The organism is Ensifer sp. ENS06 (genome assembly GCF_014852205.1).
In the GTDB taxonomy this organism is placed as follows: Bacteria; Pseudomonadota; Alphaproteobacteria; order Rhizobiales; family Rhizobiaceae; genus Ensifer; species Ensifer adhaerens.
Genome location: NZ_JACVBC010000001.1, coordinates 25,145 through 51,969, shown reverse-complemented (window position 1 = coordinate 51,969; position 26,825 = coordinate 25,145). Strand labels below are relative to the sequence as shown.

The following is a 26,825-nucleotide window of genomic DNA, read 5'->3' as shown; positions in this document are numbered from 1 at the left end:
GAGGAGGATTTTGCCATGACCGGTGAGAACAAGCTCGACCAATCGGAGATCACCCGCTACGCCCGCCATATCGTACTGCCGGAGATCGGGGGTGCCGGGCAACAAAGGTTGAAGGCGGCCCGTGTGCTGGTGATCGGGGCCGGCGGGCTCGGCGCTCCAGTGCTCGTCTATCTTGCCGCCGCCGGCATCGGCCGGATCGGCATCGTCGACGACGATGCGGTCGCGCTTTCCAACCTGCAGCGGCAGATCATCCACCGCACTGAAGACATCGACCGCGCCAAGGTCGAGCGGGCCGCCGAGGCGATCACCGCCCTCAACCCGCATGTCGGCGTCGACGAACACAGGCTCAGGCTCAACCCCGACAATGCCGAGGCGCTTTTCCGGCAATATGACCTGGTGATCGACGGCTCGGACAATTTCGATACGCGCTATCTCGCCGCCGATACGGCGGCAGCGGTCGGCATTCCGCTGGTGACCGGCGCCGTCGGCCGCTTCGACGGATCGCTGACGGTGCTGATGCCCTACAGCGCCGGCGCCGATGGACGGCCGAACCCCTCCTATCGCGATCTCTTTCCCGAGCCGCCGCCGGCCGGTGTCGTGCCCTCCTGCGCGGAGGCCGGCATCGTCGGCGCGCTGACTGGCGTCATCGGCACCTTGCAGGCGATGGAGGCAATCAAGGTGATCGCCGGCTTCGGCGAACCGCTGGTCGGACGGCTGCTGATGTATGACGCGCTGACGGCACAGTTCAACACCATCCGCTATCGCCGCAGAGCATAGGCCGACCATGGTGCAGATCTTTCGCATCGACGAAGCATTCGACCGCTACGAGGAACTGCTGGCGCTGATCCTTGGCGCCTTCTCCTACATGGACGGGCGGATCGACCCGCCGTCGTCGGCGCATGCGTTGAACATCGCGTTGCTCCGGCAGAAGATCGCTGACGAGATCGCCTTCGGCGTCCGCGACGGCGAAAGGCTCGTCGGCTGCATCTTCTGCAAACCGGAGGACGATTGCCTCTATATCGGCAAGCTTGCCGTCGCGCCTGAGACGCAAGGAAAGGGTATCGGTCGGCTGCTGCTCGCCGAAGCGGAGGCGACGGCGCGTGCGCTGAAGCTGCCGGCGCTGAGGCTCCTCACCCGCATCGAACTCATCGACAATCACCGCGCCTTTGCCGCCTGGGGCTTCGTCCAGAGCGGCACGATGTGCCATCCCGGTTTTACCCGGCCGACGGCGATCGAGATGCGCAAGACACTTTAGCTTCCGGGCTTGAGCGAACCGGATGAACGGCCGCACGGCGTTTCGCGTTCAGTCGCGGCCCGGAAGCACGCGGTCCGGTGGTCGGTGGCCATCGAAGAAGGTGCGGATGTTGATCACCACCTTCTCGCCCATGTCGATGCGGCCCTCAAGCGTCGCCGAGCTCATATGCGGCAGAAGCACGACCTTGCCCTCACCGGCAAGCTTGATCAGCTTCGGATTGACGGCCGGCTCGTTCTCGAAGACGTCGAGGCCGGCGCCAGCGATCTTGCCTTCACGCAGCGACTTGATCAGCGCCGTCTCGTCGATGATGCCGCCGCGGGCGGTGTTGACGATGTAGCTGTCCGGTCGCATCAGCGCCAATCGCCGTGCCGAGAGCAGGTGGTAGGTCGCCGGCGTCGACGGGCAGTTGACCGAGACGATATCGACGCGGGCAAGCATCTGGTCGAGGCTGTCCCAATAGGTCGCCTCCAGCATCTCTTCGGTTTCCGCCTTCACCCGGTGGCGGTTGTGGTAGTGGATCGAAAGGCCGAAGGCCTTGGCGCGGCGGGCGACAGCGGTGCCGATCCGGCCCATGCCGACGATGCCGATGCGCTTGCCGGCAATGCGCCGGCCGAGCATCCAGGTCGGCGACCAGCCAGCCCATTCGCCCTTGCGATCGGTCAGGATCTGCGCACCTTCGGCAAGCCGGCGCGGCACGGCGAGGATCAGCGCCATCGCCATGTCCGCGGTGTCTTCGGTCAACACGTTCGGCGTGTTGGTCACGGTGATACCCTTGCGGGCCGCAGCATCGACATCGATGTTGTCGACGCCGTTGGAAAAGCTTGCGATCAGCTTCAGCTGCGGGCCGGCCTGCTCGATCAGCGCCGCATCGATGCGATCGGTCACCGTCGGCACCAGCACGTCGGCGCGTTTCACCGCGGCAACGAGTTCCGGCTGGCTGCGCGGCGTGTCGTCGATGTTCAGCTCCGCATCGAAGAGCTCGCGCATGCGCGTCTCGACGATGTCAGGCAATTTGCGGGTGATGTAGACCGTGGGCTTCTTCTTGCTTGTCATTGCTGCGACGGGCCTTGTTGACGGGTCCTTAACCAAGTTGGGCGATACTTTCTCCCTGTAGCCGCAATTTCTACCAGACCCCACCGGGAAGACAAACAAAACTCGCGTCGTCGTCCCCGCGATTTCCGCCCGACCCATGGGCCTCAAGTGAACTGCGCCTGCAAAAGCTAGTGCCACGGAAAATGGGCTTCGTCATGCGTCACGTCATTTCCAGATTCTCGCTCTCGTTGATCGCCGCCTGCCTTGGCGCCGCGATCATGACGTCAGCGGCTTACGCTCAGGCCGCCAAGGGCGCCAGCGGGCTGCCGCTGCCGCGCTTCGTCAGCCTGAAGTCCAAGAGCGTCAATCTGCGGATCGGCCCGAGCGTCGATTACGCGGTCGCCTTCCGCTACATGAAGCCGGGCGTGCCGGTCGAGATCATTCAGGAATACGACAACTGGCGCCGCATCCGCGACGCCGACGGCACCGAAGGCTGGGTGAACCAGGCGCTGCTTTCCGGCGACCGCACAGCCGTTGCAGCCCCCTGGATGCGCGGCAAGGGCGAAGGCGTCTTCGTCAACATGCGCCGCGACGCGCAGGGCAATTCCCCGATCGTCGCCCGCATGGAGCCCGGCGTCATCGTGAAAGTCGGCGAGTGCAATGGCGACTGGTGCCATGCCGAAGCGCAAGGCGTCGAAGGCTGGATCGCCCAAGGCGAAATCTGGGGCGCCTATCCGGGCGAGGCCTTCAAGTAAGGCCGCGCCCGTCTTTAACCAAAAATCAATTCGGTCGGATCAGGCGAGACCAGCCTGTTTGGCGGCCGTTTCCAGCGAGACCATCGGCCGCGGCCCGATCTGGCCGATGACGATGCCGGCCGCGAGATTGCCGAGCTTGCTGCAGTCTTCGAGCGAGCGCCCGGTCGTGTAGCCGTGAAGGAAGCCGGCGGCATAGAGGTCGCCGGCGCCGGTCGTATCGACAACCTGGGCGATCGGCGTTGCGCTGACCCGAACGCGTTCGTCGCCGCGCACGACAACCGAACCCTCTTCGCTGAGCGTTACCGCCGCAAGCTTGCAATCCTTCGAGAGCTTCTCCAGCGCCAGATCGAAATCCTCGGTCTCGTAGAGCGCCAGCGCCTCCTGCTTGTTGGCAAAGACGATGTCGACCGTGCCGGAGCGCATGAGTTCCAGGAACTCGTCGCGATAGCGGTGAACGCAGAAGCTGTCCGACAGCGTGATCGCGGTCTCGCGGCCATTCGCGTGGGCGATCCGTGCGGTTTCGCGGATAGCATCCTTGGCGCGCGGCGGATCCCAGAGATAACCTTCGAAATAGGTGACCTTGGCCTCGGCGACGACGTCGGCTTCGACGTCCTCGGGGCCAAGCTCGACGCAGGCGCCGAGATAGGTATTCATCGACCGTTCGCCGTCCTCGGTGACGAAGATCATCGAGCGCGCCGTCGGCGGCACGGTTTCGAGCGGCTTCGTCTGGAAATAGACGCCCTGGGCACGGATGTCGTGGGCGAAGATCTCGCCGAGCTGGTCGCTTGCGGTCTTGCCGAAATAGGCAGCGCGGCCGCCGAGGCTGGCAACGCCCGCAGCCGTATTGCCGGCGCTGCCGCCGGAGGCTTCGACCGCCGGGCCCATGCGCGAGTACAGCAACTCGGCTCGCTCGGCATCGATGAGGTTCATGGCGCCCTTTATGATGCCGTTTTCATTGAGAAAAGCATCGTCGCAGCGCGCGATGATATCAACGATGGCGTTGCCGATCGTCAGCACGTCGTATTTTGTCATGAACCTCGTCCGGTCTCCGTGATGGCCGGTGTTCGTTAATACCGGTTTTCCGGCCATTTGGAAGACAAAAGACGCGTGCAGGCGGCTTCACGCCGTAGGAAGCGCGCTTTCCTCATAGGCGGCGGCGAATTCGGCGCTCGGCGGAATGGGCTTGATGATATCGATCAGCACGCCATTCGGGTCGGCAGTGATGAAATGGCGCTGGCCGAAATCCTCGTCGCGCAAGGTTTTGAGGATCGGCAGGCCCGCAGCAAGCGCCTGCGCATAGATCGCATCCGGATTATCGACCTCGAAGTTCAAAAGCAGACCGCGCGTCGGCGCACGCGCCTCCTCGGGGATCGTCTCGTGGCGGTAATCGAGCACGGCCAACGTCACATGCTCGTCCTCGACCGATTGAAGATGCACATACCAGTCGCTGGTGAAGAGCGCCTGGAAACGGAAGTGATCGACATAGAAGGCGGCGGTGGCGGCAACGTCGGCCGTCATGATGACCGGGTAATAGCTCGTCGATTTCATGGCTTTTCCTCGCTCCGGCAATATCATACAATCTGTATGTTTCTTTAATTAACATACAGGCTGCATGTATGCAACAGGAAATCTCCCGACGCTCCAATCGCGAGCGCTCCGACACGACGCGCGCCGCGATCCTCGATGCCGCCCGCGGCCTCTTCGTCACCAGGGGCTACGCCGACACGTCGACGCCGGACATCGTCGCGGCCGCCGGCCTGACCCGCGGCGCGCTCTATCACCACTTCGAAGACAAGAAGGCGTTGTTTCGCGCGGTGGCGGAACGGGAAGCAATTGCTGTGGCGACGTCGATCGAGCAGGCGACGTCAGGCGACCTTTCGGCCCGCCAGGCACTGAAGGTCGGCGCCCATGCCTATTTCGACGCCATGCGCGAGCCGGGGCGTATCCGCCTGCTCTTGCTCGATGGGCCTGCCGTCCTCGGCAAGCGGGAGATGATGGCGATCGACGTGGCCAACGCGCAGAGAACGCTCGAGGAAGGGATTGCCGAGGCAATGGCTCCGGCCACCGTTTCTGCCGAAAGGCTGTCGGCCATGGCTTCGCTGCTTTCAGCTGCCTTCGATCGCGCGGCGCTCGACATTGCCGATGGCGCGTCGAGCGAGGTCTATGCGGAAACGATCGGCACGCTGATCGACCGGATGGTGTCGACGTAAGGATCAGCGTTTACGGCAGGCGTCAGCTTGCGGCGGAGATCATCTGCGGCGGCAGTTCGACGAGCGACGCCGGGATGTCGCAGGTCTTTTCCGGCGACTTGCAGATATCGGCGATGACACAGCGCTCGCATTCAGGCTTGCGCGCCTTGCAGCAGTAGCGCCCGTGCAAGATCAGCCAGTGATGGGCGTGGTAAAGATACTCGTCGGGGATGATCTTTATCAGCTTGTCTTCCACCTCGTCCGGGGTCTTGCCCGGCGCCAGACAGATCCTGTTGGCGATGCGCAGGATGTGGGTGTCGACGGCGATCGTCGACTGGCCGAAGGCCATGGAGAGCACGACATTGGCGGTCTTGCGCCCGACGCCCGGCAGAGTCACCAGCTCTTCGCGTGTGCGCGGCACCTCGCCGCCGAAGTCGCGGATCAACTTTTCGCTCAGCGCGATGACGTTCTTCGCCTTGTTGCGATAGAGGCCGATGGTCTTGATGTAGTCCCGGACTCTTTCTTCGCCGAGCGCCAGCATCTTTTCCGGCGTATCGGCGATGGCAAAGAGCGCACGCGTCGCCTTGTTGACGCCGGCATCGGTCGCCTGCGCCGAGAGCGCCACGGCGACGACCAGCGTGAAGGGATTGACGTGCTCGAGCTCGCCCTTCGGCTCCGGCCGCTGGATCGAGAAGCGACGGAAGATCTCCTTGAGCTCGTCCTGGCTATAGAGGCTCTTCACCCGCGGCGTGGCGCGGCGGCTCGCCTTCGGTTTTGCAACACCCACGGGCAATTTTGGCTTCACGTTTTTCATGATGCATCTATAGTCAAAGGTCATGATCCATGGCAACGCCACCACCCCATCTGAGGACGCTCCGGTCTTCACCGCCGAGCTCACGCCCTATCGCTCGCTCGGGCGCCGCGGCTTCAAAATGTTCTTCCTGATCGCCGGGCTCCTGAGCCTCGTTCACGGCCTCGTCTTCCTCATCATCGGCGCCTGGCCGGTGGTGTTCTTTTTCGGGCTCGACTACCTGCTGCTGTTCGGCGCCTTCTGGCTGAACAATCGCTCGGGGCTCAGCCGCGAAGAGGTCCGCGTTAGCAGGACGGACGTTTCGGTGCGCAAGTTCACGCCCTCGGGCCAGATCAGCGAACATCGTTTCAATCCGTTCTGGGCGCGCTTGAATGTCGCCCGGCATCAGGAGATCGGCATCGTCTCGATGACGATCAGCGGCGGTGGCCGCCGAACCGATATCGGCTCGTTCCTCAACCGCGACGACCGCGAGACTTTTGCGCTGGCGCTCTCGGGCGCGCTTGCGACCGTTCGCCGCCGCTGACGCCTGGCGCTTGTGGCGGCACCCCGCCGATCGCATGTTTTCAAGTTTCGGGTGGTTGACGGGGCCAGCAAATGGTTACCTGTGACAAGACAGGAGAAGAGCCATGAACATTGCGACATCCGTACCCACCGACATCACGCCGAAAGGCACCGACTATGATACGGTCAGCCGCGTGATCGAAATGCTCACCGAGGACTATCGCGACCAGCCGTCGCTCGAATCCGTGGCACAGCGCCTGAAGCAGTCGCCGACGCAGCTCCAGAAGGTCTTCACCCGCTGGGCCGGGCTTTCGCCGAAGGCCTTCCTGCAGGCCGTCACGCTCGACCACGCCAAGCGCCTGCTGCGCCAGGAAGACATGCCGCTGCTGGAAACCAGCATCGAAGTGGGCCTGTCAGGACCGAGCCGGCTGCACGACCTGTTCGTCACCCACGAGGCGATGTCGCCGGGCGAATGGAAGGCGCGCGGCGAAGGGCTGACAATCCGCTTCGGCTATCATCCCTCACCCTTCGGCACGGCGCTGGTGATGATCACCGAGCGCGGCCTCGCCGGCCTTGCCTTCAACGATGCCGGCGGCGAGCAGGCAAGCTTCGAGGACATGGCGCAACGCTGGCCGAACGCCCGCTACATCGAGGACAGCGCGGCGACGTCCCAATACGCCGCGCGCATCTTCGATCCTTCGCGCTGGAGGCAGGACGAGCCGCTGCGCATCTTCCTCATCGGCTCCGACTTCCAGATCCGGGTCTGGCAGGCGCTGCTCAAGATCCCGCTCGGCTGCGCCACCACCTATTCGAACATCGCCGGCAACATCGGCCAGCCGACGGCATCGCGCGCCGTGGGTGCTGCGGTCGGGCGCAACCCGATCTCGTTCGTGGTTCCGTGCCACCGCGCGCTTGGCAAAAGCGGCGATCTCACCGGCTATCACTGGGGCCTGACGCGCAAACGCGCCATCCTCGGCTGGGAAGCCGGCAAGGCGGCCGACGGCACGATCTGATTACAGGCTTCCCAGCATCATCACAGACGCAAAAAGGGGCGCCAAGCGCTCCTTTTTCATTCTCCGTCTGTCAGCGCTCAGTGGGCGCCGGACATGTCGCCGAGCACTTCCTTGGAAGCGACGGTCGAATTGGCGTTGAGCTTGTAGACCATCGGCACGCCGGTCGCGAGGTTGAGCTTCAGGATCTGTTCCTTGCTCAGGCGATCGAGCACCATGACCAGCGAGCGCAGCGAGTTGCCGTGTGCAGCGACCAGGACCTTCTGGCCCGACAGCACGCGCGGCAGGATCTCGGTCAGGTAATAGGGCCAGACGCGTGCGCCGGTGTCGCGCAGGCTCTCGCCGCCCGGAGGCGGAATGTCGTAGGAGCGGCGCCAGATATGCACCTGCTCTTCGCCCCACTTCTCGCGGGCGTCATCCTTGTTAAGGCCCGACAGGTCGCCGTAGTCGCGTTCGTTCAGCGCCTGGTCGCGGATCGTTTCGAGCGAGGACTGGCCGACGGCGTCGAGCACGAACTGGCACGTGCGCTGGGCGCGAACGAGGTCCGAAGTGAACGCGATGTCGAACTTGATGCCGTAGTCGGCAAGCGCCTTGCCGCCGGCCTTGGCTTCCTCGACGCCGAGTTCCGTCAGGTCCGGATCACGCCAGCCGGTGAACAGGTTCTTCAGGTTCCAGTCGCTCTGGCCATGCCGGACGAGGACGAGAGTACCGCTCATGTCGAATTCCCCTTGAGACTTGAGAGTGAAAAGGTCAGTTGAGCCCGAGAACGTCGAGCATCGAGTAGAAACCGGGCTTCTGGCCGCGGGCCCAGAGTGCAGCGGTGACGGCGCCGCGCGCGAAGATCGAACGGTCCGTGGCGCTGTGCGAGAGCGTCACCTGCTCGCCTTCGCCGGCAAGAATGACCGAGTGTTCGCCGATGACCGAGCCGCCACGCAGCGTCGCAAAACCGATCGTGCCAGCCGGACGCGGACCCGTATGACCGTCACGCACGCGCACGGAGTGGTCGGCAAGGGCGATATCGCGCCCCTTCGCCGCCGCCGCGCCGAGAAGCAGGGCCGTGCCCGAGGGCGCATCTACCTTGTGCTTGTGGTGCATTTCGAGGATTTCGATGTCCCAGTCGGCCGAACCCAGCGCCCGCGCCGCCTTCTCCGTCAACACACCGAGCAGGTTGACGCCGAGGCTCATATTGCCCGACTTGACGATACGGGCGTGGCGGGCGGCAGCGCGGATCTTCGCCTCGTCGTCGGACGAGCAGCCGGTGGTGCCGATCACATGGACGATGCGGGCCTGGGCGGCGAGCCCGGCAAACTCGACGGTGCCAGCCGGCGCCGTGAAATCAAGGACGCCTTCTGCTTCGACGAAGGCTTCGAGCGGATGGTCGGTCACCGGCACGCCGATCGGGCCTAGGCCGGAGAGTTCGCCCGCATCGCGGCCGATGAAGGGAGAACCGGAGCGCTCGACGGCCGCATGCAGCCGCACGCCGTCCATCGCGTGAACCGTCCTGATCAGCGTCTGACCCATACGGCCGGCCGCACCCACCACCACGAGCTTCATATCGTTTGCGCCCATCGGTGATTTCCTTCTTGTCCGCTAGTGAATTTCGGCGTCGGCCGGCGCTTCGGGCGCCTCGCCTTCAGGCGACTGCTCTTCCGAAGACTGACCCTGGAGATTGTGGAGGCGAGCGTAGAGACCGTCCGGCCGCCGTGCAAGATCGACATGGGTGCCTTCCTCGACGACGGAGCCATCCTTCATGACGATGATCTTGTCGGCGTTGACGACGGTCGAAAGTCGATGTGCGATCACGATCACCGTGCGGCCATCCATCGCGTGGTCGAGCGCCTTCTGCACGGCGGCTTCCGATTCGGTATCCAGCGCGGAGGTAGCCTCGTCGAGCAGAAGGATCGGGGCGTTGCGCACAAGCGCACGTGCGATCGACAGACGCTGGCGCTGACCGCCCGATAGCGTCATGCCGTTCTCGCCGACCGGCGTATCGTAGCCCTGCGGCTGCGCAAGGATGAACTCATGGGCGTAGGCAAGCCGTGCAGCGTCCTCCACCTCGGCATCCGTCGCGTCGATGCGGCCGTAGCGGATGTTGTCGCGGATCGAGCCTTCGAAGAGATAGGGCTGCTGCGACACATAGGCGATGCCCTTGCGCAGCGACTGCTTGGTGACGTCGGCGATGTCCTGCCCGTCGATAAGGATCTGGCCGGATGCCGGATCGTAGAACCGTGGAATGAGGCTGATGACCGTCGACTTGCCGGCACCCGAGGGGCCGACGAGCGCGGTCGTCTTGCCGCCCTCGGCCACGAAGCTGACGCCCTTCAGCACCTCGTCGCCATTGGGATAGCGGAAGCGCACGTCACGCAGTTCGACAGCGGCATTCGTAAACGCCAGTTCCTTGGCATCGGCCTTGTCGCGCTGGTGCGGCACGGTGTCGAGGATCTCGTAGACCATGCGGGCGTTGACGGCGGCGCGTTCGAGCGAGACCTGAAGGCGCGCCAGGCGGCGGGCCGGATCATAGGCCATGAGCAGGGCGACGACGAAGGCGAAGAAGGCACCGGGCGGCACGTCGGCGTAGATGGCGCGGAAAGCCGAATAGGCAAGCACGGCCGAAATCGCCAGACCCGCGAAGGTTTCGGTCATCGGCGCGGTACGCTCGCTCAGCCGCGCAATGCGGTTGGCGCGGTTTTCGGCCCGGTCGATGATCGTCTCGACTTTGCCACGCAGCTCGCCTTCCATGGTGAAGGCCTTGACGATGGTGATGCCCTGAATGGTCTCCTGCATCGCGCCGAGAACACGGCTGTTGACCTCGATCGCCTCGCGCGTGGCCGAGCGCAAGCGCTTGGACACATAGCGCAGGCCCAGGAGCAGAGGAGGCGCTGCGACAAAGACGATGATCGACAGCAACCAGTCCTTGGCAAACATGACGCCGACCAGGCCGATCAGCGTCAGCAGGTCGCGCGCGATTGAGGTAACGGTCAGATTGAGCACGTCGCGAATGCCGCTGACATTCTGGCTGATCTGGGCTGCAAGCTGCGCCGAGCGGGTCTCGTTGAAATAGCCGACGCTGAGCGCCATCAGATGGGCATAAAGGCGGCGCTGGTAGCGCGCGACGATGTTGTTGCCGATCTTCGAAAGCGCGACGGCCTGGCCATAGGTGGCAAAGCCGCGCAGCACGAAGGCGGCAAGGATTGCGCCGCAGACGAGCAGAACGATGTCCGCCCGCTTGTTGGCGAAGGCCTCGTTGATCACGGTTTCCATGATCGAGGCGGTAAAGCCGGTCGTCGCGGCGACCACGGCCAGGCAACTGATGGCGAAAACATAGCCGCGAATGTGGTCACGACCGTTTTCGGCAATCACCCGCTTGAGGATTCCGCTGATCGTATCGGAGTCGACCGCGTGCTGTTTTTTCTTGCTGGCGCTCAAAAAGCCCGTCTTCCCTGGAACCAATCTGGAGAGCCGGCATCCGGCCCGATCTTTCCCGGCGCTCTATAGTGGTTTGATATCGCTTTGGCGAGTCTTTGCGCGCGCAGCGGGCTCAGCTTCTCCAGCGGCGTCCTTCCGTTGCCACACCGAAATCCCTCGGTGTGCGGGCAAAGGCCGCCAATCCCGAGAGTGCCGCCATCGGGTGAATGACGGCAAAGGTGGGGATCGTCCGCATCAGCGCCGAGTGCGGCGCCTTGTCCTCGAAGGCAGCACGGAAGGGCGACTTCAAGAGCGCCGGCAGGATCTTCTGCGAGATGCCGCCCGCCAGGAAAACGCCGCCACGGGCCATGAAGATCAGAGCCATGTCGCCGGCGACCCGCCCGAGATAGGTCGAAAACAGCGAGATGGTCTCGATCGCCGCCCTGTCGCTCTCAGCCAGCGCGTGCGTCGTTACTTCCGCGGGGTCCGTCAGAACCGGGTCAACGCCATCGGCGGCGCAGACGGCGCGGTAAAGGTTCATGATGCCGCGGCCGCAGAGGATCTGCTCGCCGGCCATGCGGCCTTCGATCGGCTCGAGAAAGGGCCAGATCTGGAAGTCGCGCTCAGTGCGCGGACCGATATCGACATGTCCGCCTTCGCCCGGCACCGGGAACCAGGTGTGCTGGGCAAAGACCAGACCGCCGACGCCAAGGCCAGTTCCCGGACCCAGCACGACGCGGGAGGTCATCGGCCGAATGCTGCCGCCGCCGATCTGCACCAGATCCTCATCCGCCGGAGCGGCGACGGCAAGCGCCTGCGCCTCGAAGTCGTTGATGATGAGCACGTCTTCGAGGCCGAGGCTCGAAAGCATGTCCTTCGGCCGGATCACCCAGCCGGCGTTGGTCAACGGAATTTCGTCGCCCCGAATCGGACCAGCGACCGCCAGGATCGCCGAGCGCGGCTGCACGGAGGTCTTGTCGAGAATGCTCTTCTGCAGCGCCTCCTCGATCGTCTCGAAATCACCGGTCTTGATCGGCGGCAGCTGCTTCGGGTCGGCAAAAGCGTCGATGAGCAGGGCGAAGCGCGCATTGGTGCCGCCGATGTCGCCGATCAGGATCGGAAAGGGAAAGCTGTGTTCACTGGTACCGGACATCGCAAAGATCCATCCTGATCGTCATCTTGGGTTGCTGAACTGTCTATCAGACAGAACGGGATGAGGAAAAGTGCGGGAGGATTTCAATAGAATCCGCCCGCCGGGAGCCCGCATCATCTGGGGTTCAGGTCGATCAACTGCTCGGCCGTTGCACGATTGAGCGCCATCGGAATGTCGTAGACGATGGCGAGGCGCATCAGCGCCTTGACGTCGACATCGTGCGGCATAGCGGTCAGCGGATCGACGAAGAAGATCAACAGTTGCACTTCGCCGGTGGCGATCATCGCGCCGATCTGCTGGTCACCGCCGAGGGGGCCGCTTTTCAGCCGGGTGATATCGAGGCTTGGGCAGACGTCGAGGACGCGACCGCCGGTCGTGCCGGTGGCGACGATCCGCCAGTCAGCCAGAACCGTCTCGTGCGCCTTGGCAAAGTCCGCAAGATCGTCCTTCTTCTGATCATGCGCGATCAGCGCAACACATTTCCGATCCGCCATGCCGGGCCTCGCATCAATATTTAAATCGATTTGATTGCCCTATACATGAGCGCCACGGGAATGGGAAGGCAGATGCCTCCCCGCCCCGCCCGTGTGTCCTTAATCCTACTGCAGCGTCGGACGCGCCATTGGTACGGGGATATCGGCCGGCGGGACATCACCGGACGCACCGATCACCTGCTCGATGCTATCGTTCGCTGCAGCCGGCGCGGCAGCCCGGTAGGCCGTGCCAAAAGTGGCGGCCGCTTCCGAGGCCGGCGCCGGGCCGTTCAGGACCAGAGCGCAGGCCTTCGGCAAGTCGGCAAGTGTCGTCACCTTCGGCTTGACGGGCTTTGCGTCCGGCTTCTTGGTCGGCTTCGCCCATGGCTCGTCGGTGAACCACCAGGCCAGCGACTTGTCGCAGCCGTCGCCCGCCGGCACTTCCGCCTGATCCTTGCAGGTCGAAGCGCCGGCGGGGCACTTGATGCGGATGTGGAAGTGATAATCGTGGCCGTAGATCGGCCGGACCTTGCCAAGATTCGTGCGGTCGCCCGTCCAGGTATCGCAGAGCTTCTTCTTGATCGCCGGATTGACGAAGACGCGCTCCACCTGCGGGTAGCTCGCCGCCAACATGATCAGCTGCGCGTGCTTCGGCGTCCAAATCGAACGATCGACCGTCAGGAATTTGTTCTTCTGCAACATCGAGGTGGCGGAGATGTCCTCGCGCTCGCGATAGGTAAGCGTGCGTTGCGGCATCGGCGTCAGCCAGATATCGGCATCGAGCCCGATCTGGTGCGAGGCGTGGCCCGACAGCATCGGCCCGCCGCGTGGCTGCGAGATATCGCCGAGCAACAGGCCCGGCCAGCCGACCTTGTCGGCGGCGTCGTGGGAAAACTGCTCGATCAGCGCGATCATCTGCGGATGGCCCCAGCGGCGGTTGCGCGACAGCCGCATTGCCTGCCAGGTCGGCCCGTCGGTCGGGATGGCGACACCGCCGGCTAGGCATCCCTTCGCATAGAAGCCGTAGGAATTTGCCGCCATCTCGGCAGGCAGGGCCTTGGCGCCGAAAAGCGCCTTGGCCGGCGTTTCGTCCGCCGCGGCGTTGTCGGCGATCAGGAGGCTTGTTCCGAGCAGCAGCGCAAGAAACGCCGAGCCGCAACGTCGAAATGGAGCAATCATTGAATTTCGTCCCGTTTGTCTCGCGGCGAGCGGCGCCGATGTGCGGCATGCCTCTCCGGCGAACCCCGATCCTAAGGCCCCGTCTTTGCCTCAGCCTTACGCGCTACACGCTTGTGAATCACCGGGATGTGACTCAAAAATTTGGCCTGATTTGCGGCAGTGCCTGTCATTTGCCCTGATTTCGCCTATGCTCTCGCAAAAGAAGATTGAAATATAAGGGGTACCGGCTGGATGCCAAACTTCTGCAGGACCGTGAAACCTGGCCTCGCTGCCTCGCTACTGACAGCGGCGTTTCTTCTCCTCCCTCCTGCAGGCAATGCCCAAGAACAGCCCGTCTGGCGCTACGGAACATCGTCAATCGGTGAACTGAAATACAAGCCCGATTTTGCGCGCTTCGACTACGTCAATCCTGACGCTCCCAAGGGTGGAGAGCTGCGCCTGTCGGAGAGCGGTACATTCGATACCTTCAATCCAATTCTCTCCAAGGGCGAGGCGGCGAGCGGCGTAACCTCGCTCGTCTTCGATACGTTGATGAAATCGGCCGAGGACGAGATCACAACCGCCTATGGGCTGCTGGCCGAGGGCGTTTCCTATCCCGACGATATTTCCTCCGCGACGTTTCGCCTGCGCGCCGAGGCCAAGTGGGCTGACGGAAAGCCTGTGACGCCGGAGGACGTGGTTTTTTCGTTCGAAAAAGTGAAGGAACATAATCCGCTTCTGTCCAACTACTACCGCCACGTGGTTTCGGCGGAAAAGACTGGCGACCGCGACGTCACCTTCCGCTTCGACGAGAAGAACAACCGCGAAATGCCGAACATCCTCGGCCAGTTCCCCATCGTGCCGAAACACTGGTGGGAAGGCGAGGACGAGAAGGGCAACAAGCGCGACATCAGCCGCACGACGCTGGAGCCGGTGATGGGCTCAGGCCCCTACAAGATTGCGTCGTTCCAGGCCGGCGGCTCGATCCGCTTCGAACGCAGGGACGACTATTGGGGCAAGAGCCTTAACGTCAATGTCGGGCAATATAATTTCGGCGTGATCAGCTATGCCTTCTTCAGCGACAGGAACGTGCAGTTCGAAGCCTTCCGCGCCGGCAACGTCGATTTCTACCAGGACAACAGCGCCAGTCACTGGGCGACCGCCTATGACTTTCCGGCGATGAAGGATGGCCGTGTGGTCCGCGAGGAGATCGAGAATCCGCTGCGCGCAGCCGGCATCATGCAAGCCTTCGTGCCGAACATGCGCCGCGACAAATTCAAGGATCAGCGCGTGCGCGAGGCGCTGAACTACGCCTTCGACTTCGAGGATCTGAACCGCAACCTCGCCTACAACGCCTTCCAGCGTGTCGACAGCTACTTCTGGGGCACCGAGCTTGCCTCCAAGGCTTTGCCGGAAGGACGCGAGAAGGCCATTCTGGAGGAACTGAAGGACAAGGTTCCTCCAGAAGTCTTCACCGCGCCCTACGCGAACCCGGTCAACGGCGACCCGCAGAAGGTGCGCGACAACCTGCGCAAGGCGCTGGCGCTGTTCAAGGAGGCGGGCTACGAACTCAAGGGCAACCGCCTGGCCAACGTAAAGAGCGGCGAGCCCTTCAGCTTCGAATTGCTCTTGGCCAACCCCTCGTTCGAGCGCACCGTCACGCCGTTCATCAACAGCCTGAAGAAGATCGGCATCGATGCGCGCATCCGGACCGTCGACGATTCGCAATACACCAACCGCGTCCGAAGCTTCGACTATGACATGATCTACGGCATCTGGGCGCAAACACTGGTACCCGGCAACGAGCAGATCGACTACTGGGGTTCGGCTTCGGTCAATCAGCAGGGATCGAGAAACTATGCCGGCATATCCGATCCGGCGATCGACGAACTCATCCGCAGGATCATCTTCGCGCCCAACCGCGACGAACTGGTGGCAACAACACGGGCCCTCGATCGCGTTCTTCTCGCCCATCACTTCGTGGTTCCGCTGTTCTACTCGCGCTCGGTTCGCGTGGCTTACTGGAACCAGCTCGCCCGTCCGCAGGAACTGCCCTACTACGGAATAGGCTTTCCGGACGCGTGGTGGTCGAAAAACGCCTCCCCCAAATGAAGTCCTTGCACTCGAATGGCGTCTCGATTCCAAATGCAAAAAAACGAATCATTGAAACAAGCCCCGATCCGGGCCTGACAGCCGCAAGGAGACACAGGGATTGAGACACCATAGACGGCTTGCCGACGCTTCGCCGGTCCGGGCCACCGCCCACACGTCGATCGAAAGGCCCGCCTGATGGGTGCCTACATCCTGCGCCGCCTGCTTTTGATGATCCCGACGATCTTCGGGATCATGGCGATCTCCTTCATCGTGGTGCAATTCGCGCCCGGCGGCCCGGTCGAGCAGGTGATCTCGGACCTGACCAATGCCGGCGGCTCCGATCGCCTGTCGGGCAGCAGCGGCGACCTGATGCAGGCCGGCGGCGACGAAGGCGGGCGCTATCGCGGCGCTCAAGGGCTTGACCCGGAGTTCATCGCCAAGCTCGAAAAGCAGTTCGGCTTCGACAAGCCGCCGCTCGAACGCTTCGCTACCATGATGTGGAACTATCTCCGCTTCGATTTCGGCGAGAGCTTCTTCCGCAACACCTCGGTGATCGATCTGATCAAGGAGAAGATGCCGGTCTCGATCTCGCTCGGGCTGTGGATCCTTCTATTCTCCTACGCGATCTCCATCCCGCTCGGCATCAAGAAGGCCGTATCCGACGGTTCTGCCTTCGACGTCTGGACCTCGGGCATCATCGTCATCGGCTACGCTGTGCCGAGCTTCCTCTTCGGCATCCTGCTGATCGTCGTCTTTGCCGGCGGCTCGTTCTTCGACTGGTTCCCGCTGCGTGGCATCGTCTCCGACAATTTCTGGGATTTGCCCTGGTGGCAGAAGATCCTCGACTACATCTGGCACATGACGCTGCCGCTGATCACGCTGCTGCTCTCGGCCTTTGCGACGACGACGCTCCTCACCAAGAATTCCTTCATCGACGAAATCAAGAAGCAGTATGTAACGACGGCACGGGCCAAGGGCCTGACCGACGGCCAGGTGCTCTATGGCCACGTGTTCCGCAACGCCATGCTGATCATCATCGCCGGCTTCCCCGGCGCCTTCATCTCGGCCTTCTTCACCGGCTCGCTTTTGATCGAATACATCTTCTCGCTCGATGGCCTTGGCCGACTCGGCTATGATTCGGTCGTCAAGCGCGACTATCCGATCGTCTTTGCCACCCTCTTCATCTTTTCGCTGATGGGCCTGCTCGTCAGCCTGTTGTCGGACCTCATCTACACCTGGGTCGATCCGCGCATCGATTTCGAGCGGAGGGACGTCTGATGGCAAGCGTCGCAACGTCCCCGACCGCTGTGGCGCCGCGTGGCTGGTTGTCACCGGTCAACCAGCGCCGCTGGCAGAATTTCAAGGCGAACCGACGCGGCTACTGGTCGCTTTGGCTGTTCCTGGCGCTGTTCGGGCTCAGCCTGGTCGGTGAACTGATCGCCAACGACAAGCCGATCATCGCCTCCTACAAGGGAGAGCTTTTGTTCCCTGTCGTCATCGACTATCCGGAGGAAAAGTTCGGCGGCTTCCTGGCCGAGACTGACTATCGCTCCGACTTCATCCGCGACGAGATCGAGGCCAATGGCTGGATGATCTGGCCGCCGGTGCGCTATTCCTACCAGACGGTCAATTCCAACATCCCGCATTCGGCGCCGACCAAGCCGTTCTGGCTGATGGACAAGGAAGAGCGCTGCTCCGCCTACCCTGACAAGTCCAACGACCGGAACTGCATCGTCGGAAACCTCAATTGGCTCGGCACCGATGACCAGGCCCGCGACGTCTTTGCGCGCATGATCTACGGCTTCCGCATCTCGGTGCTCTTCGGCCTGACGCTCACCATCGCCTCGGCGGTGATCGGTGTCACCGCCGGCGCCATCCAGGGCTATTTCGGCGGCTGGACCGACCTCCTGATGCAGCGCTTCATCGAGATCTGGTCGTCGATGCCGGTGCTCTACATTCTCCTGATCATCGCCGCGATCCTGCCGCCAGGCTTCTTCATCCTGCTCGGCATCATGCTCTTGTTCTCCTGGGTCGGTTTCGTCGGCGTCGTGCGCGCCGAGTTCCTGCGGGCTCGCAATTTCGAATACGTCAACGCGGCACGCGCGCTCGGCGTCGGCAATGGCACGATCATGTATCGCCACCTCCTGCCGAACGCGATGGTGGCGACGCTGACCTTCCTGCCCTTCATCCTCTCTGGCTCGATCACGACGCTGACTTCGCTCGACTTCCTCGGCTTCGGCATGCCGCCGGGATCGCCCTCGCTCGGCGAGATGATCGCCCAGGGCAAGTCCAACCTGCAGGCGCCCTGGCTGGGGCTGACGGCCTTCTGCGTCATGTCGCTGATGCTGTCGCTGCTGATCTTCGTGGGCGAAGCGACGCGCGATGCCTTCGATCCGAGAAAGACGTTCCGGTGAGCGCGACGATGACAGATCCAATCCTCTCCGTCCGCGACCTCTCCGTCGCCTTTCACCAGGGCGGCAACACCTCCGTTGCCGTCGACCATATCTCCTTCGACATCAGGCGCGGCGAGACCGTAGCGCTTGTCGGCGAATCCGGTTCGGGCAAATCGGTCTCGGCCAATTCGATCCTGAAGCTCTTGCCCTACCCGTCCGCCAGCCACCCGAGCGGCGAAATCGTCTTCAACGGCAAGGACCTGCTGAAAGCCAGCGATGCGGAGCTGCGCCACGCCCGCGGCAACGACATCACCATGATCTTCCAGGAGCCGATGACCTCGCTCAACCCGCTGCACTCGATCGAGCGGCAGATCGGCGAGATCCTCGAACTGCACCAGGGGCTGGAGGGTGCTGCGCGGCGCACGCGGATTCTCGAGCTGCTCAACCAGGTCGGCATCCGCGAGCCGGAGAAGCGGCTGAGCGCCTATCCGCACGAGCTCTCGGGCGGCCAGCGCCAGCGTGTGATGATCGCGATGGCGCTCGCCAACCGACCGGAACTCTTGATCGCCGACGAGCCGACGACCGCACTCGACGTCACCGTGCAGGCACAGATCCTCGAGCTGTTGAAGACGCTCAAGGATGAGCACGGCATGTCGATGCTGTTCATCACCCATGACCTCGGCATCGTGCGCAAGATCGCCGATCGGGTCTGCGTCATGACGAAGGGCAAGATCGTCGAAACGGGACCGACCGCCGAGATCTTTGCCAATCCGCAGCATGCCTACACCCGCCATCTGCTCGCCTCCGAGCCGAAGGGCAATCCGCCGCCGTCTGACGCGTCGAAGCCGATCGTGATGGAAGCCTCTGAGATGAAGGTGTGGTTCCCAATCAAGGCCGGATTCCTGCGCAAGGTGGTCGATCATGTGAAGGCCGTCGACGGCATCGACCTGAAGCTGCGTGCAGGCCAGACACTCGGCGTCGTCGGCGAATCCGGCTCCGGCAAGACGACGCTCGGGCTTGCGTTGACGCGGCTGATCTCGTCGAAGGGTCGCATCGCCTTCATCGGCAAGGACATCGACCGCTACAGCTTCAACGAGATGCGGCCGCTTCGAAACCGGATGCAGATCGTCTTCCAGGATCCCTACGGCTCACTCAGCCCGCGCATGTCGGTGGCCGATATCATCGCCGAAGGCCTGAAAATCCACGAGCGCTCCCTATCCGACAACGAGCGCGACGCCCGCGTCGCGGCGGCGCTCGAAGAAGTGGGCCTCGATCCCGCGACCCGCTGGCGCTATCCGCACGAGTTCTCCGGCGGCCAGCGGCAGCGCATCGCCATTGCCCGCGCCATGGTGCTTAAGCCGCAATTCGTGATGCTCGACGAGCCGACCTCGGCGCTCGACATGAGCGTGCAGGCGCAGGTGGTCGACCTGCTGCGGGACCTGCAGAGCAAACACGACCTCGCCTATCTGTTCATCAGCCACGACCTCAAGGTCGTGCGCGCCCTTGCCAACGAGATGATCGTGATGCGCATGGGCAAGGTGGTGGAGCAGGGCCCGGCCGAACGCATTTTCAATGCCCCGAGCCAGGACTACACGAAGGCGCTGATGGCTGCCGCCTTCAACCTCGAAGCCGTCAACTTGACCGCGATCCGCCAATAGGTGCCCGAATGTCCGCAAAAAGCCCCGTCATCGTCGATCTGAAGTTCATTCCGGAGGAGGTCGAGGCGGCGCTTCGCGGGGCCTTCCCGGATCGCGAGGTGATCAACCGCGCCGATGCCGTGCACCACAACCGCGACCTCTCGGGCATCGACTATGCAGTCGTCTGGAAATCGGCACCGGACCTCTTCGAAAGGGCGCCGAATCTCAAGGTGGTGTTCTCCGGCGGCGCCGGCGTCGACCACGTCCTGACCTTGCCGGGCCTTCCCGAAGTACCGCTCGTGCGCTTCGTCGACCAGACGCTGACGACGCGCATGAGCGAATGGGTGGTCATGCAGTGCCTCATGCACCTGCGCCAGCACCGCACCTACGAGGCGCAGGCGGCGAAACGCGAATGGCGCGACCTGACCCAGCCAGAAGCCGCCGACATCACCGTCGGCATCATGGGCATGGGCGTGCTTGGCCAGGACGCCGCCCGCAAGCTCTCGGCCATGGGCTTCAAGGTCATCGGCTGGTCGCGCAGCAAGCGCGACGTCGCCGGCATCGAGACCTTTGGCGGCAACGAACTCGACAGCTTCCTGGCACGCAGCGACTTCCTTGTCGGCCTGCTGCCGCTGACGCCGGACACCCGCGGCATTTTCAACCTGCGCCTGTTTGCAAGGCTCAGCCGTAACGGCCCGTTCGGCGCGCCTGTCTTCATCAATGCCGGCCGCGGCGGTAGCCAGGTCGAAGCGGACATCCTGAAGGCGCTCGACAGCGGCGTGCTCGCTGGTGCCTCGCTCGACGTTTTCGAGCAGGAGCCGCTTGCCCAGGACAGCCGCTTCTGGACCCTGCCCAACGTCTACGTCACACCGCACGTGGCGGCATCCTCCGACGTCAAGGCCCTCTTCCGCCATGTGGAGCAGCAGATCGCCCGCTTCGAAGGCGGACAGGCGCTCGAACACGTCGTCGACAAAGTAGCCGGCTACTGATCCAGCGAAAGCGAGGTGCGACGCTTGCCACGCCGAGCCTCCTGGCAGAGACGCAGCGTCGCATTCTGCGACGTGAACGGGTGTTTTGCCTTCATCGGCTACGATTGCGGAGGCTCGCGCCCCCCCTACGCTCCGTTTGCGGGCGCTCAGGGACGGCGGTAGCCCGTCGGCTGCTCATAGAGCCAGCCAATCCGCTCGATCGAGGCCTCCAAGCCCTCTCGCGCAACCGTCATCGTGTGACCGTTGGCGTGGATCAGGGTTTCGTCGTCCTCCATCAGCGCGACGTGCCCTTTCCAGAAGACGAGGTCGCCGCGCGTGAGCTCTTCGCGCCCAATCGGCGTTCCCAACCCCGTCGCCTGCATGTCGGAATCGCGCGGCGCCTGCCTGCCGACCATCATCATCGACAATTGCACAAGGCCGGAGCAATCGATGCCGAAGCCGGAACGCCCGCCCCAGAGATAGGGTGTTTCGACGAAGCGGGCAGCGACCGAGACATAGTCTCCCGGCACGACGCTGCCGACCTCGATGCAGTGATTGGCGATGACCGCCTGGCCGCCGTCGAGCAGAAAGTAGCGCGTGCCCCTCGTTTCGCGTTCATCGACAACCGTCAACCGGCTGCCCATCGACAGCGGATAGACCGTCGGGAAACGCAGATCATGGCCGGTATAGACGAAGGTGCGCGGCGCCGTCACGATATGAGTCGGGCTCTTGACCACCGGCGCAAGGCAATACTCCGGAAGATAGCCGACATAGCCGTCGAGATCGGCCTTCACCCAGCACCAGCTTTCGTTGGTGTCGAGTACCCGAACGGATTCGCCGAGCAGCAGCTCGGTGTCGGTGCCGCAGGCGAGATCGGGCTTGGCCCGCAGGGGCGCAACTGGAACTGAGATGCGCGCAACGCTTCCCTCGACGTAGCGTTCGGCTTGCACGACACCGCGTAGCCGGCTCTCTGCGAGGTCGGGGCGATAGGCGTTCAGGCGGCGATCGGGCGGTGTCGACATGTCTACTCACTTCAGCTGCTTGCGGCCCTGATCAATGATCAGGTCACCGAATTTTTCAAGATAGAGAGCACCCTCGACTGTCCTTTTGATGACGACGTTGCGGCGATCACGCTCGTCGCGGGTGCGATCGACTAGTCCAAGCGCTCCCATGGTGTCGAGCGCGCGGGTGATGACCGGCTTGGTGACCCCAAGCGTCGCCGCCAATCCACGCACGGTGTGCGGCGGCGGCACGAGGTAGATGTGCAGCAGGATCGCCAGCTGCCGCAAGGTCAGGTCGCGGCTGTCGACGCGAACCTGGGCGAGCGACACCGAATGCCAAAGCCCGAGGGCCTGGGAGGGCGTTAGCTCGATCGGCAATGGCGGCTCCTACGCGTGATACTGATCCGCCACGATAGCGGCGGATCGTTACGCAAGCGTTTCTTTGCCGGTTACGCTGGTTGCGGTTACCTCGTCAGCTTCTGGACGTGCTGGTAAAGCGCACGGATTGCCTGCGCCTCCCCGCCAACCGTCGAATGCGGGCGCTCGGACGGAGCCCAGCCGAAGATATCGAAATGGACCCAGCTCTTGGCGTTGGTGACGAAGCGCCGGAGGAAGAGTGCCGCAGTGATCGATCCGGCCATGCCGCCCGCAGGCGCGTTGGTGAGGTCGGCGATGCGGGCCGAGACATCCTTGTCATACCCGTTATAGAGCGGCATGCGCCACATCGGATCGTCGACCTCGAGGCTTGCTTCCGTCAGATCGTGGGCCAGATCGGCATCGTCGGTGAAGAAAGGCGGCAGATCCGGGCCGAGCGCGACGCGCGCGGCACCGGTCAGCGTCGCCATGTCGACGAGCAGATCCGTCTTCTCTTCGTCGGCATAGGCGAGCGCGTCGGCAAGGATCAGCCGGCCTTCGGCATCGGTATTGTCGATCTGCACCGTCAGGCCCTTGCGGCTGCGATAGATGTCGCCCGGCCGGAAGGCATTGGCGGAAATAGAGTTTTCGACCACCGGCACGATGACGCGCAGATCCACCTTGAGCTTGGCGTCCATGATCATCAGCGCCAGGCCAAGGACGTTGGCGGCACCGCCCATGTCCTTCTTCATCAGCAGCATGGAGGCCGACGGCTTGATGTCGAGACCGCCGGTATCGAAGCACACGCCCTTGCCGACGAGCGTTACCTTCTTGTGGCCCTTCTTGCCCCAGCGCAGCTCCAGCAGGCGTGGAGCCTCGGCGCTGGCGCGGCCGACGGTGTGAACCAGCGGGAAGTTCTGCGTCAGCAGCGCTTCGCCGGTTATGACCGAAACATCGGCCTTGTAGTGGGCGGCAAGCGCGCGGAACGCGCCTTCGAGCGCTTCCGGTCCCATGTCGTTGGTCGGCGTGTTGATGAGGTCACGGGCGAGGAACACGCCAGCGAGCTGGCGCTTGATGTCGGTCGCGTCCGCATCGGCGGGGATGAGCAGCGTCGGCGGTTCGCCCTTGGCGGACTTGTAGCGCTCGAAGCGATACGAGCCGAGGCCGTAGCCGAGCGCCAGCCGGTTGGCCGTCAGCGGTGCCGTTTCGATATGCCATTTGCCGGCCGGCAGCGCCCGCGCCAGCTTGCCTGCGAGGAACGGCGCTTCCGACGGGTTGCTGCCGAGGCCGAAGAGCGCGCCGCCAAGATGGCCGTCGGCGGACGGGATCAACAACACCGCGCCGGACTCGGCCGTAAAGCCTGCCTTACGCGCCCAGTCCAAAGCGATCGGGTCGATCGTCCCCGTCTCGATATGCGCCGGCGTGACGGCGAAGATCGGCAGGGTCTTGCCGGCGCTGCTGTTGAACGGCGACGGCCGCTCGATGAACTGATAGGGAGCCATGAAAGTCCTCGGCTGACAGAGATGGAATCGCGCCATTAACGCTCTGTTAGGGTTAACAGATTATTGCTGGAGTGAAAGTTGCGCCGGTGTTGTCTGAAGTTCAGGTGCGCGAATGCATGCTGGGGACACACATGGCCAAATATACGACCTCATCCTCGAAACACGCCCGTTTCTTGCAGGGCGCGGCGATCGCGCTGGTGGCGCTTTCGCTTGCCGGCTGCGCCAACCAGCCGAAGAAGGAACTGACGACGGGGTCGATCTCCAGAACGTCAAAACCGGTGCAGTCGATGACCGCGCCTGAGCTTTCGGCCGCTGCCGAAAGCATCGGCCAGGCCTATGAAAAGAACCCCAAGGATCGCGAAGCGGGCCTCAACTATGCCAATCTCCTGCGCATGACCGGCCGCAATGAGCAGGCGCTTGCGGTGATGCAGCAGGTCGCGATCAACCATCCGTCGGACCGCGAAGTGCTCGGCGCCTACGGCAAGGCACAGGCCGCCGCCGGCCAGCTCGAGCAGGCGCTTGCGACAATCGGCCGGGCGCAGACACCCGACCGTCCGGACTGGAAGCTGAAATCGGCCGAGGGCGCAATCCTCGACCAGCTGGGCCGCGCCCAGGAGGCGCGACTGCGCTACCGCGAGGCTCTCGACCTCAAGCCGAACGAGCCGTCAGTACTCTCCAATCTCGGCATGTCCTATCTTTTGACCAAGGACCTTCGTACCGCCGAAACCTATCTCAAGTCGGCGGCAAGCCAGCCCGGCGCCGACAGCAGCGTGCGCCAGAACCTCGCGCTCGCCGTCGGCCTTCAGGGCCGCTTCCAGGAAGCCGAGACGATCGCCCGCCAGGAGCTTTCCAGCGAGCAGGCGGAAGCGAACGTCGCCTATCTGCGCTCAATGCTTTCGCAGCAGGGCGCATGGAAAGAGCTCGCCAAGGCCGACGACAAGAAGGTCGCCAACTAAAGGCGCGCCGCGTTCTTCAGAGACGCTCTTGGCGCCTCTAGCGCTTCCCATCTACCGCTACCGTCATCCGCAAAGTCAGCCGCGCACATTCGCGCGGCATGCCTTTGTCCGCCACCGCGCACGCAGTCTTCGAACCCATGATTGTAGAGCGCCGATGCCGGCGCTGCTGTCTAGAACTTGTCGGCGACCTGGATGCCGGCCGGCCCAAGGATGACGGCGACCAGCACCGGCAGGAAGAACAGGATCATCGGTACAGTCAGCTTCGGCGGCAGTGCAGCCGCCTTCTTCTCGGCTGCCGTCATGCGCTGGTCGCGACTTTCCTGCGCTAGCACACGCAGGGCCTGAGCGATCGGCGTACCGTAGCGGTCCGCCTGGATCAGTGCCTGGACCACGGATTTCACCTCGTCGAGGCCGGTGCGCTGTCCGAGATTTTCAAGTGCAACCCGGCGCTCGGGCAGAAACGACAGTTCCGCCGTCGTCAGCACCAGCTCTTCCGCCAGTTGCTGCGATTGCGATGCCACCTCGTCGGCGACGCGACGCATGCCGAGCTCCATCGACACGCCCGATTCGACGCAGATCAGCAGGAGATCCAGCGCATCCGGCCAGGCCCGGCGTATCGACGCCTGGCGCTTGGTGATGGCGTTGGCCACGACGATGTTCGGCGCATAAAAGCCAAGATAGGCAAAGCCGATCGCAAAGAAGAGCCGCACCATCAGCGGCTTGTCGGCAAAATTGCCGAGTACGAAGATATAGACGAGCGCGACGAGCAGAAACAGGAAGGGCAGGCAGAAGCGCGCGAACAGGAAGGTGTTGAGCGCGTTCTGCGAACGGAAGCCGGCCATTTTCAACCGGTTGACGGTATTATCGTCGACGAGCGCCGAGCGCAGGTTGAGCCGTTCGACGACCTGGCGGATGGAGGCGTTGTTCTGCCCGCGCAGGCTTGCCCGGCCGTTTTGAACCTCGGCGGCAAGCCGCGCGCGTTCGCGCGCCCGGATCTGCTCGCGCTCGGTCGCAACGGACTTCATCCGCTTGCCGAGATCGCCGCGATCGAACAGCGGCACGATCAGCGAATAGAAGGTTGCGAGCACGGCGAGCGAAACCAGAATGGCGACGACGACGTTGGGATCGGTCAGGGTCTTGATCAGGTCAGTGCTCATCGACGCCCCTCAGATGTCGAAGTTGATCATGTTGCGCATCACCCAAATGCCGATGCTCATCCAGAACAGGCCGGCACCGATGATCAGATGACCGCGGGGGTCGGTGAAAAGCACCATCATGTAGGCGGGCGATGTCAGGTAGACCAAAAGCGCGACGATGAACGGCAGGGCGCCGATGATGCAGGCCGAGGCCTTGGCTTCCATCGACATGGCACTGACCTTCGCTCTCATCTTCCTGCGCTCGCGCAGGACCTTCGACAGGTTGCCTAGAGCTTCCGAGAGATTGCCGCCCGCCTGCGCCTGGATGGCGATCACGATGGCGAAGAAATTCACCTCCGGCAGGGGAATGCTGTTGACCATACGGGCGCAGGCTTCGGTCACGCTCAGGCCCACCTGCTGGGATTCCACCACGCGGCGAAACTCGGTCTTGACCGGCTCCTGGCCGTCGGCGGCGATGAGACGTAGCGCGTCGTTCAAGGGAAGGCCCGACTTGATCGAGCGGACCATGACCTCAAGCGCGTTCGGGAATTCCTCGAGGAACTTCTTGCAGCGCCGCTTGACCAGGTAGCCGATGAACCAGCGCGGCAGGCCGAGCCCGGCGACCAGGCCGAAGCCGACGGCAATGGGGAGCCCGGCGCCCAGTATCAGCACGACCAGAAAGGCGAAAAAACCGAAGAGCGCGCTGAACAGATAAAAGCGCCCGATGGAGATCGACAGGTCCGCCTGGGTGAGACGCACCTTCATCGAGGGCGCTGTCTTTGCCGAGCGTTCCTGCTGCTTCTTTTCCAATTCTTTCAGCGAATCCTGGACGGATTTTCGCCGTTTCGACAGTTCGCTCACGCGGTCGCGCGCGGCCTTCATCTTGGCGCGGTCGGTTTCCGCCGCGCTGATCTTGCGCACGCGGCCTTCCGCCTTCTTTTCGCTTTCGATGCGCGAGAACAGCAGGCCGTAGGCAAGCGCCGCCGCCGATATGGCGACGAGGGCCGCTAGCGCCAGAACGGTGATGTCTATCCCGAACATC

The 26,825-nt window shown here is 63.4% G+C and carries 27 protein-coding genes; 12 read left to right on the top strand and 15 right to left on the bottom strand.

What is annotated here, in order from left to right; genetic code table 11:
• The first annotated feature begins 15 nt into the window (after positions 1 to 15).
• Together IB279_RS00270 and IB279_RS00265 are read left to right on the top strand one after the other, a co-directional pair.
• A complete protein-coding gene (locus tag IB279_RS00270) occupies positions 16 to 777 on the top strand; it encodes a molybdopterin-synthase adenylyltransferase MoeB (protein WP_034804936.1) in 762 nt (253 codons plus the stop codon).
• 10 nt (positions 778 to 787) lie between these two features.
• Entirely contained in the window at positions 788 to 1,255 is a 468-nt protein-coding gene (locus IB279_RS00265; RefSeq protein WP_112770779.1) for a GNAT family N-acetyltransferase, read from the top strand.
• 48 nt (positions 1,256 to 1,303) lie between these two features.
• Here IB279_RS00265 and IB279_RS00260 read toward each other — a convergent pair whose 3' ends face one another.
• Positions 1,304 to 2,308, bottom strand: coding sequence for a D-glycerate dehydrogenase (locus IB279_RS00260; protein ID WP_034804939.1), 1,005 nt, complete (start codon positions 2,306 to 2,308; stop codon positions 1,304 to 1,306).
• Positions 2,309 to 2,490: 182 nt separating this feature from the next.
• Here IB279_RS00260 and IB279_RS00255 point away from each other — a divergent pair, with 182 nt between their 5' ends.
• Positions 2,491 to 3,042: an SH3 domain-containing protein gene (locus IB279_RS00255; RefSeq protein WP_034804952.1), complete on the top strand. Its 552-nt coding sequence runs from the start codon at positions 2,491 to 2,493 to the stop codon at positions 3,040 to 3,042.
• Between the two features lie 39 nt (positions 3,043 to 3,081).
• On the opposite strand, the gene IB279_RS00250 is transcribed toward IB279_RS00255, so the two are convergent.
• Both IB279_RS00250 and IB279_RS00245 read right to left on the bottom strand, forming a co-directional pair.
• A complete protein-coding gene (locus tag IB279_RS00250) occupies positions 3,082 to 4,074 on the bottom strand; it encodes an adenosine kinase (RefSeq protein WP_060519440.1) in 993 nt (330 codons plus the stop codon).
• A gap of 87 nt (positions 4,075 to 4,161) precedes the next feature.
• Complete coding sequence (locus IB279_RS00245) at positions 4,162 to 4,590, bottom strand: VOC family protein (RefSeq protein WP_034804958.1); 429 nt, start codon at positions 4,588 to 4,590, stop codon at positions 4,162 to 4,164.
• A gap of 68 nt (positions 4,591 to 4,658) precedes the next feature.
• Between IB279_RS00245 and IB279_RS00240 the strand changes: the two genes are divergently transcribed.
• Complete coding sequence (locus tag IB279_RS00240) at positions 4,659 to 5,252, top strand: TetR/AcrR family transcriptional regulator (RefSeq protein ID WP_060580533.1); 594 nt, start codon at positions 4,659 to 4,661, stop codon at positions 5,250 to 5,252.
• Positions 5,253 to 5,274: 22 nt separating this feature from the next.
• On the opposite strand, the gene nth is transcribed toward IB279_RS00240, so the two are convergent.
• Positions 5,275 to 6,045: an endonuclease III gene (nth, locus tag IB279_RS00235; protein WP_192338912.1), complete on the bottom strand. Its 771-nt coding sequence runs from the start codon at positions 6,043 to 6,045 to the stop codon at positions 5,275 to 5,277.
• A 22-nt stretch (positions 6,046 to 6,067) separates the two neighbouring features.
• Here nth and IB279_RS00230 point away from each other — a divergent pair, with 22 nt between their 5' ends.
• Both IB279_RS00230 and IB279_RS00225 read left to right on the top strand, forming a co-directional pair.
• Positions 6,068 to 6,565 carry a DUF2244 domain-containing protein gene (locus IB279_RS00230; protein WP_034804964.1) on the top strand — a complete coding sequence of 166 codons (498 nt, stop codon included), beginning with the start codon at positions 6,068 to 6,070 and terminating at the stop codon, positions 6,563 to 6,565.
• A 103-nt stretch (positions 6,566 to 6,668) separates the two neighbouring features.
• Positions 6,669 to 7,556, top strand: coding sequence for a bifunctional helix-turn-helix domain-containing protein/methylated-DNA--[protein]-cysteine S-methyltransferase (locus tag IB279_RS00225; RefSeq protein WP_034804968.1), 888 nt, complete (start codon positions 6,669 to 6,671; stop codon positions 7,554 to 7,556).
• A 77-nt stretch (positions 7,557 to 7,633) separates the two neighbouring features.
• On the opposite strand, the gene IB279_RS00220 is transcribed toward IB279_RS00225, so the two are convergent.
• The 6 genes from IB279_RS00220 to mepA all read right to left on the bottom strand — a co-directional run bounded on the left by IB279_RS00220 (position 7,634) and on the right by mepA (position 13,763).
• A complete protein-coding gene (locus IB279_RS00220) occupies positions 7,634 to 8,269 on the bottom strand; it encodes a 2,3-bisphosphoglycerate-dependent phosphoglycerate mutase (RefSeq protein ID WP_034804979.1) in 636 nt (211 codons plus the stop codon).
• Between the two features lie 34 nt (positions 8,270 to 8,303).
• Positions 8,304 to 9,122 (bottom strand): 4-hydroxy-tetrahydrodipicolinate reductase, encoded by an 819-nt coding sequence (gene dapB / locus IB279_RS00215; protein WP_112770712.1) that lies wholly within the window; start codon positions 9,120 to 9,122, stop codon positions 8,304 to 8,306.
• Between the two features lie 21 nt (positions 9,123 to 9,143).
• On the bottom strand, positions 9,144 to 10,979 hold the full coding sequence (locus IB279_RS00210) for an ABC transporter ATP-binding protein (RefSeq protein WP_089043069.1): 1,836 nt from the start codon (positions 10,977 to 10,979) through the stop codon (positions 9,144 to 9,146).
• 112 nt (positions 10,980 to 11,091) lie between these two features.
• Complete coding sequence (locus tag IB279_RS00205; RefSeq protein WP_034804985.1) at positions 11,092 to 12,111, bottom strand: glucokinase; 1,020 nt, start codon at positions 12,109 to 12,111, stop codon at positions 11,092 to 11,094.
• A gap of 113 nt (positions 12,112 to 12,224) precedes the next feature.
• Positions 12,225 to 12,605, bottom strand: a complete 381-nt coding sequence (locus tag IB279_RS00200) for a methylglyoxal synthase (protein WP_034805003.1) — start codon at positions 12,603 to 12,605, stop codon at positions 12,225 to 12,227.
• A gap of 105 nt (positions 12,606 to 12,710) precedes the next feature.
• On the bottom strand, positions 12,711 to 13,763 hold the full coding sequence (gene mepA / locus IB279_RS00195) for a penicillin-insensitive murein endopeptidase (RefSeq protein WP_034805006.1): 1,053 nt from the start codon (positions 13,761 to 13,763) through the stop codon (positions 12,711 to 12,713).
• 231 nt (positions 13,764 to 13,994) lie between these two features.
• Here mepA and IB279_RS00190 point away from each other — a divergent pair, with 231 nt between their 5' ends.
• From IB279_RS00190 to IB279_RS00170, 5 genes are all read left to right on the top strand, one after another.
• Complete coding sequence (locus tag IB279_RS00190; protein WP_192338910.1) at positions 13,995 to 15,854, top strand: extracellular solute-binding protein; 1,860 nt, start codon at positions 13,995 to 13,997, stop codon at positions 15,852 to 15,854.
• A 177-nt stretch (positions 15,855 to 16,031) separates the two neighbouring features.
• A complete protein-coding gene (locus IB279_RS00185; RefSeq protein WP_034805012.1) occupies positions 16,032 to 17,114 on the top strand; it encodes a microcin C ABC transporter permease YejB in 1,083 nt (360 codons plus the stop codon).
• The gene (locus IB279_RS00180) at positions 17,114 to 18,250 is read left to right on the top strand and encodes an ABC transporter permease (protein ID WP_112770715.1); all 1,137 of its coding nucleotides are present in this window, start codon (positions 17,114 to 17,116) and stop codon (positions 18,248 to 18,250) included. Before IB279_RS00185 ends, IB279_RS00180 begins: the two co-directional genes overlap by 1 nt.
• Before the next feature lie 8 nt (positions 18,251 to 18,258).
• Complete coding sequence (locus IB279_RS00175; RefSeq protein WP_034805312.1) at positions 18,259 to 19,887, top strand: ABC transporter ATP-binding protein; 1,629 nt, start codon at positions 18,259 to 18,261, stop codon at positions 19,885 to 19,887.
• An 8-nt stretch (positions 19,888 to 19,895) separates the two neighbouring features.
• A complete protein-coding gene (locus tag IB279_RS00170) occupies positions 19,896 to 20,855 on the top strand; it encodes a glyoxylate/hydroxypyruvate reductase A (protein WP_112770716.1) in 960 nt (319 codons plus the stop codon).
• 146 nt (positions 20,856 to 21,001) lie between these two features.
• Here IB279_RS00170 and IB279_RS00165 read toward each other — a convergent pair whose 3' ends face one another.
• The 3 genes from IB279_RS00165 to IB279_RS00155 form a co-directional block, all read right to left on the bottom strand.
• Positions 21,002 to 21,856, bottom strand: coding sequence for an NlpC/P60 family protein (locus IB279_RS00165; protein ID WP_034805036.1), 855 nt, complete (start codon positions 21,854 to 21,856; stop codon positions 21,002 to 21,004).
• 6 nt (positions 21,857 to 21,862) lie between these two features.
• Positions 21,863 to 22,213: a helix-turn-helix domain-containing protein gene (locus IB279_RS00160; RefSeq protein ID WP_034805040.1), complete on the bottom strand. Its 351-nt coding sequence runs from the start codon at positions 22,211 to 22,213 to the stop codon at positions 21,863 to 21,865.
• A gap of 86 nt (positions 22,214 to 22,299) precedes the next feature.
• Positions 22,300 to 23,691 (bottom strand): M17 family metallopeptidase, encoded by a 1,392-nt coding sequence (locus IB279_RS00155; protein WP_112770717.1) that lies wholly within the window; start codon positions 23,689 to 23,691, stop codon positions 22,300 to 22,302.
• A gap of 131 nt (positions 23,692 to 23,822) precedes the next feature.
• Here IB279_RS00155 and IB279_RS00150 point away from each other — a divergent pair, with 131 nt between their 5' ends.
• Positions 23,823 to 24,647, top strand: a complete 825-nt coding sequence (locus IB279_RS00150) for a tetratricopeptide repeat protein (protein ID WP_112770718.1) — start codon at positions 23,823 to 23,825, stop codon at positions 24,645 to 24,647.
• Between the two features lie 170 nt (positions 24,648 to 24,817).
• Here the strand turns inward: IB279_RS00150 and IB279_RS00145 are convergent, their stop codons facing one another.
• Together IB279_RS00145 and IB279_RS00140 are read right to left on the bottom strand one after the other, a co-directional pair.
• Positions 24,818 to 25,804 carry a type II secretion system F family protein gene (locus tag IB279_RS00145; protein WP_034805049.1) on the bottom strand — a complete coding sequence of 329 codons (987 nt, stop codon included), beginning with the start codon at positions 25,802 to 25,804 and terminating at the stop codon, positions 24,818 to 24,820.
• Between the two features lie 9 nt (positions 25,805 to 25,813).
• Positions 25,814 to 26,824 carry a type II secretion system F family protein gene (locus IB279_RS00140; RefSeq protein WP_089043061.1) on the bottom strand — a complete coding sequence of 337 codons (1,011 nt, stop codon included), beginning with the start codon at positions 26,822 to 26,824 and terminating at the stop codon, positions 25,814 to 25,816.
• Between the last annotated feature and the right edge of the window lies 1 nt (position 26,825).

What these genes read in the sequence shown, in the direction of transcription:
- IB279_RS00270 (WP_034804936.1), top strand. Translation starts at nt 16, where the DNA reads ATGACCGGTGAGAACAAGCTCGACCAATCGGAGATCACCCGCTACGCC.
- IB279_RS00260 (WP_034804939.1), bottom strand. Translation starts at nt 2,308, where the DNA reads ATGACAAGCAAGAAGAAGCCCACGGTCTACATCACCCGCAAATTGCCT.
- IB279_RS00255 (WP_034804952.1), top strand. Translation starts at nt 2,491, where the DNA reads ATGGGCTTCGTCATGCGTCACGTCATTTCCAGATTCTCGCTCTCGTTG.
- IB279_RS00250 (WP_060519440.1), bottom strand. Translation starts at nt 4,074, where the DNA reads ATGACAAAATACGACGTGCTGACGATCGGCAACGCCATCGTTGATATC.
- IB279_RS00245 (WP_034804958.1), bottom strand. Translation starts at nt 4,590, where the DNA reads ATGAAATCGACGAGCTATTACCCGGTCATCATGACGGCCGACGTTGCC.
- IB279_RS00240 (WP_060580533.1), top strand. Translation starts at nt 4,659, where the DNA reads ATGCAACAGGAAATCTCCCGACGCTCCAATCGCGAGCGCTCCGACACG.
- nth (WP_192338912.1), bottom strand. Translation starts at nt 6,045, where the DNA reads ATGAAAAACGTGAAGCCAAAATTGCCCGTGGGTGTTGCAAAACCGAAG.
- IB279_RS00230 (WP_034804964.1), top strand. Translation starts at nt 6,068, where the DNA reads ATGATCCATGGCAACGCCACCACCCCATCTGAGGACGCTCCGGTCTTC.
- IB279_RS00225 (WP_034804968.1), top strand. Translation starts at nt 6,669, where the DNA reads ATGAACATTGCGACATCCGTACCCACCGACATCACGCCGAAAGGCACC.
- IB279_RS00220 (WP_034804979.1), bottom strand. Translation starts at nt 8,269, where the DNA reads ATGAGCGGTACTCTCGTCCTCGTCCGGCATGGCCAGAGCGACTGGAAC.
- dapB (WP_112770712.1), bottom strand. Translation starts at nt 9,122, where the DNA reads ATGGGCGCAAACGATATGAAGCTCGTGGTGGTGGGTGCGGCCGGCCGT.
- IB279_RS00205 (WP_034804985.1), bottom strand. Translation starts at nt 12,111, where the DNA reads ATGTCCGGTACCAGTGAACACAGCTTTCCCTTTCCGATCCTGATCGGC.
- IB279_RS00200 (WP_034805003.1), bottom strand. Translation starts at nt 12,605, where the DNA reads ATGGCGGATCGGAAATGTGTTGCGCTGATCGCGCATGATCAGAAGAAG.
- mepA (WP_034805006.1), bottom strand. Translation starts at nt 13,763, where the DNA reads ATGATTGCTCCATTTCGACGTTGCGGCTCGGCGTTTCTTGCGCTGCTG.
- IB279_RS00190 (WP_192338910.1), top strand. Translation starts at nt 13,995, where the DNA reads ATGCCAAACTTCTGCAGGACCGTGAAACCTGGCCTCGCTGCCTCGCTA.
- IB279_RS00185 (WP_034805012.1), top strand. Translation starts at nt 16,032, where the DNA reads ATGGGTGCCTACATCCTGCGCCGCCTGCTTTTGATGATCCCGACGATC.
- IB279_RS00180 (WP_112770715.1), top strand. Translation starts at nt 17,114, where the DNA reads ATGGCAAGCGTCGCAACGTCCCCGACCGCTGTGGCGCCGCGTGGCTGG.
- IB279_RS00175 (WP_034805312.1), top strand. Translation starts at nt 18,259, where the DNA reads ATGACAGATCCAATCCTCTCCGTCCGCGACCTCTCCGTCGCCTTTCAC.
- IB279_RS00170 (WP_112770716.1), top strand. Translation starts at nt 19,896, where the DNA reads ATGTCCGCAAAAAGCCCCGTCATCGTCGATCTGAAGTTCATTCCGGAG.
- IB279_RS00165 (WP_034805036.1), bottom strand. Translation starts at nt 21,856, where the DNA reads ATGTCGACACCGCCCGATCGCCGCCTGAACGCCTATCGCCCCGACCTC.
- IB279_RS00155 (WP_112770717.1), bottom strand. Translation starts at nt 23,691, where the DNA reads ATGGCTCCCTATCAGTTCATCGAGCGGCCGTCGCCGTTCAACAGCAGC.
- IB279_RS00150 (WP_112770718.1), top strand. Translation starts at nt 23,823, where the DNA reads ATGGCCAAATATACGACCTCATCCTCGAAACACGCCCGTTTCTTGCAG.
- IB279_RS00145 (WP_034805049.1), bottom strand. Translation starts at nt 25,804, where the DNA reads ATGAGCACTGACCTGATCAAGACCCTGACCGATCCCAACGTCGTCGTC.
- IB279_RS00140 (WP_089043061.1), bottom strand. Translation starts at nt 26,824, where the DNA reads ATGTTCGGGATAGACATCACCGTTCTGGCGCTAGCGGCCCTCGTCGCC.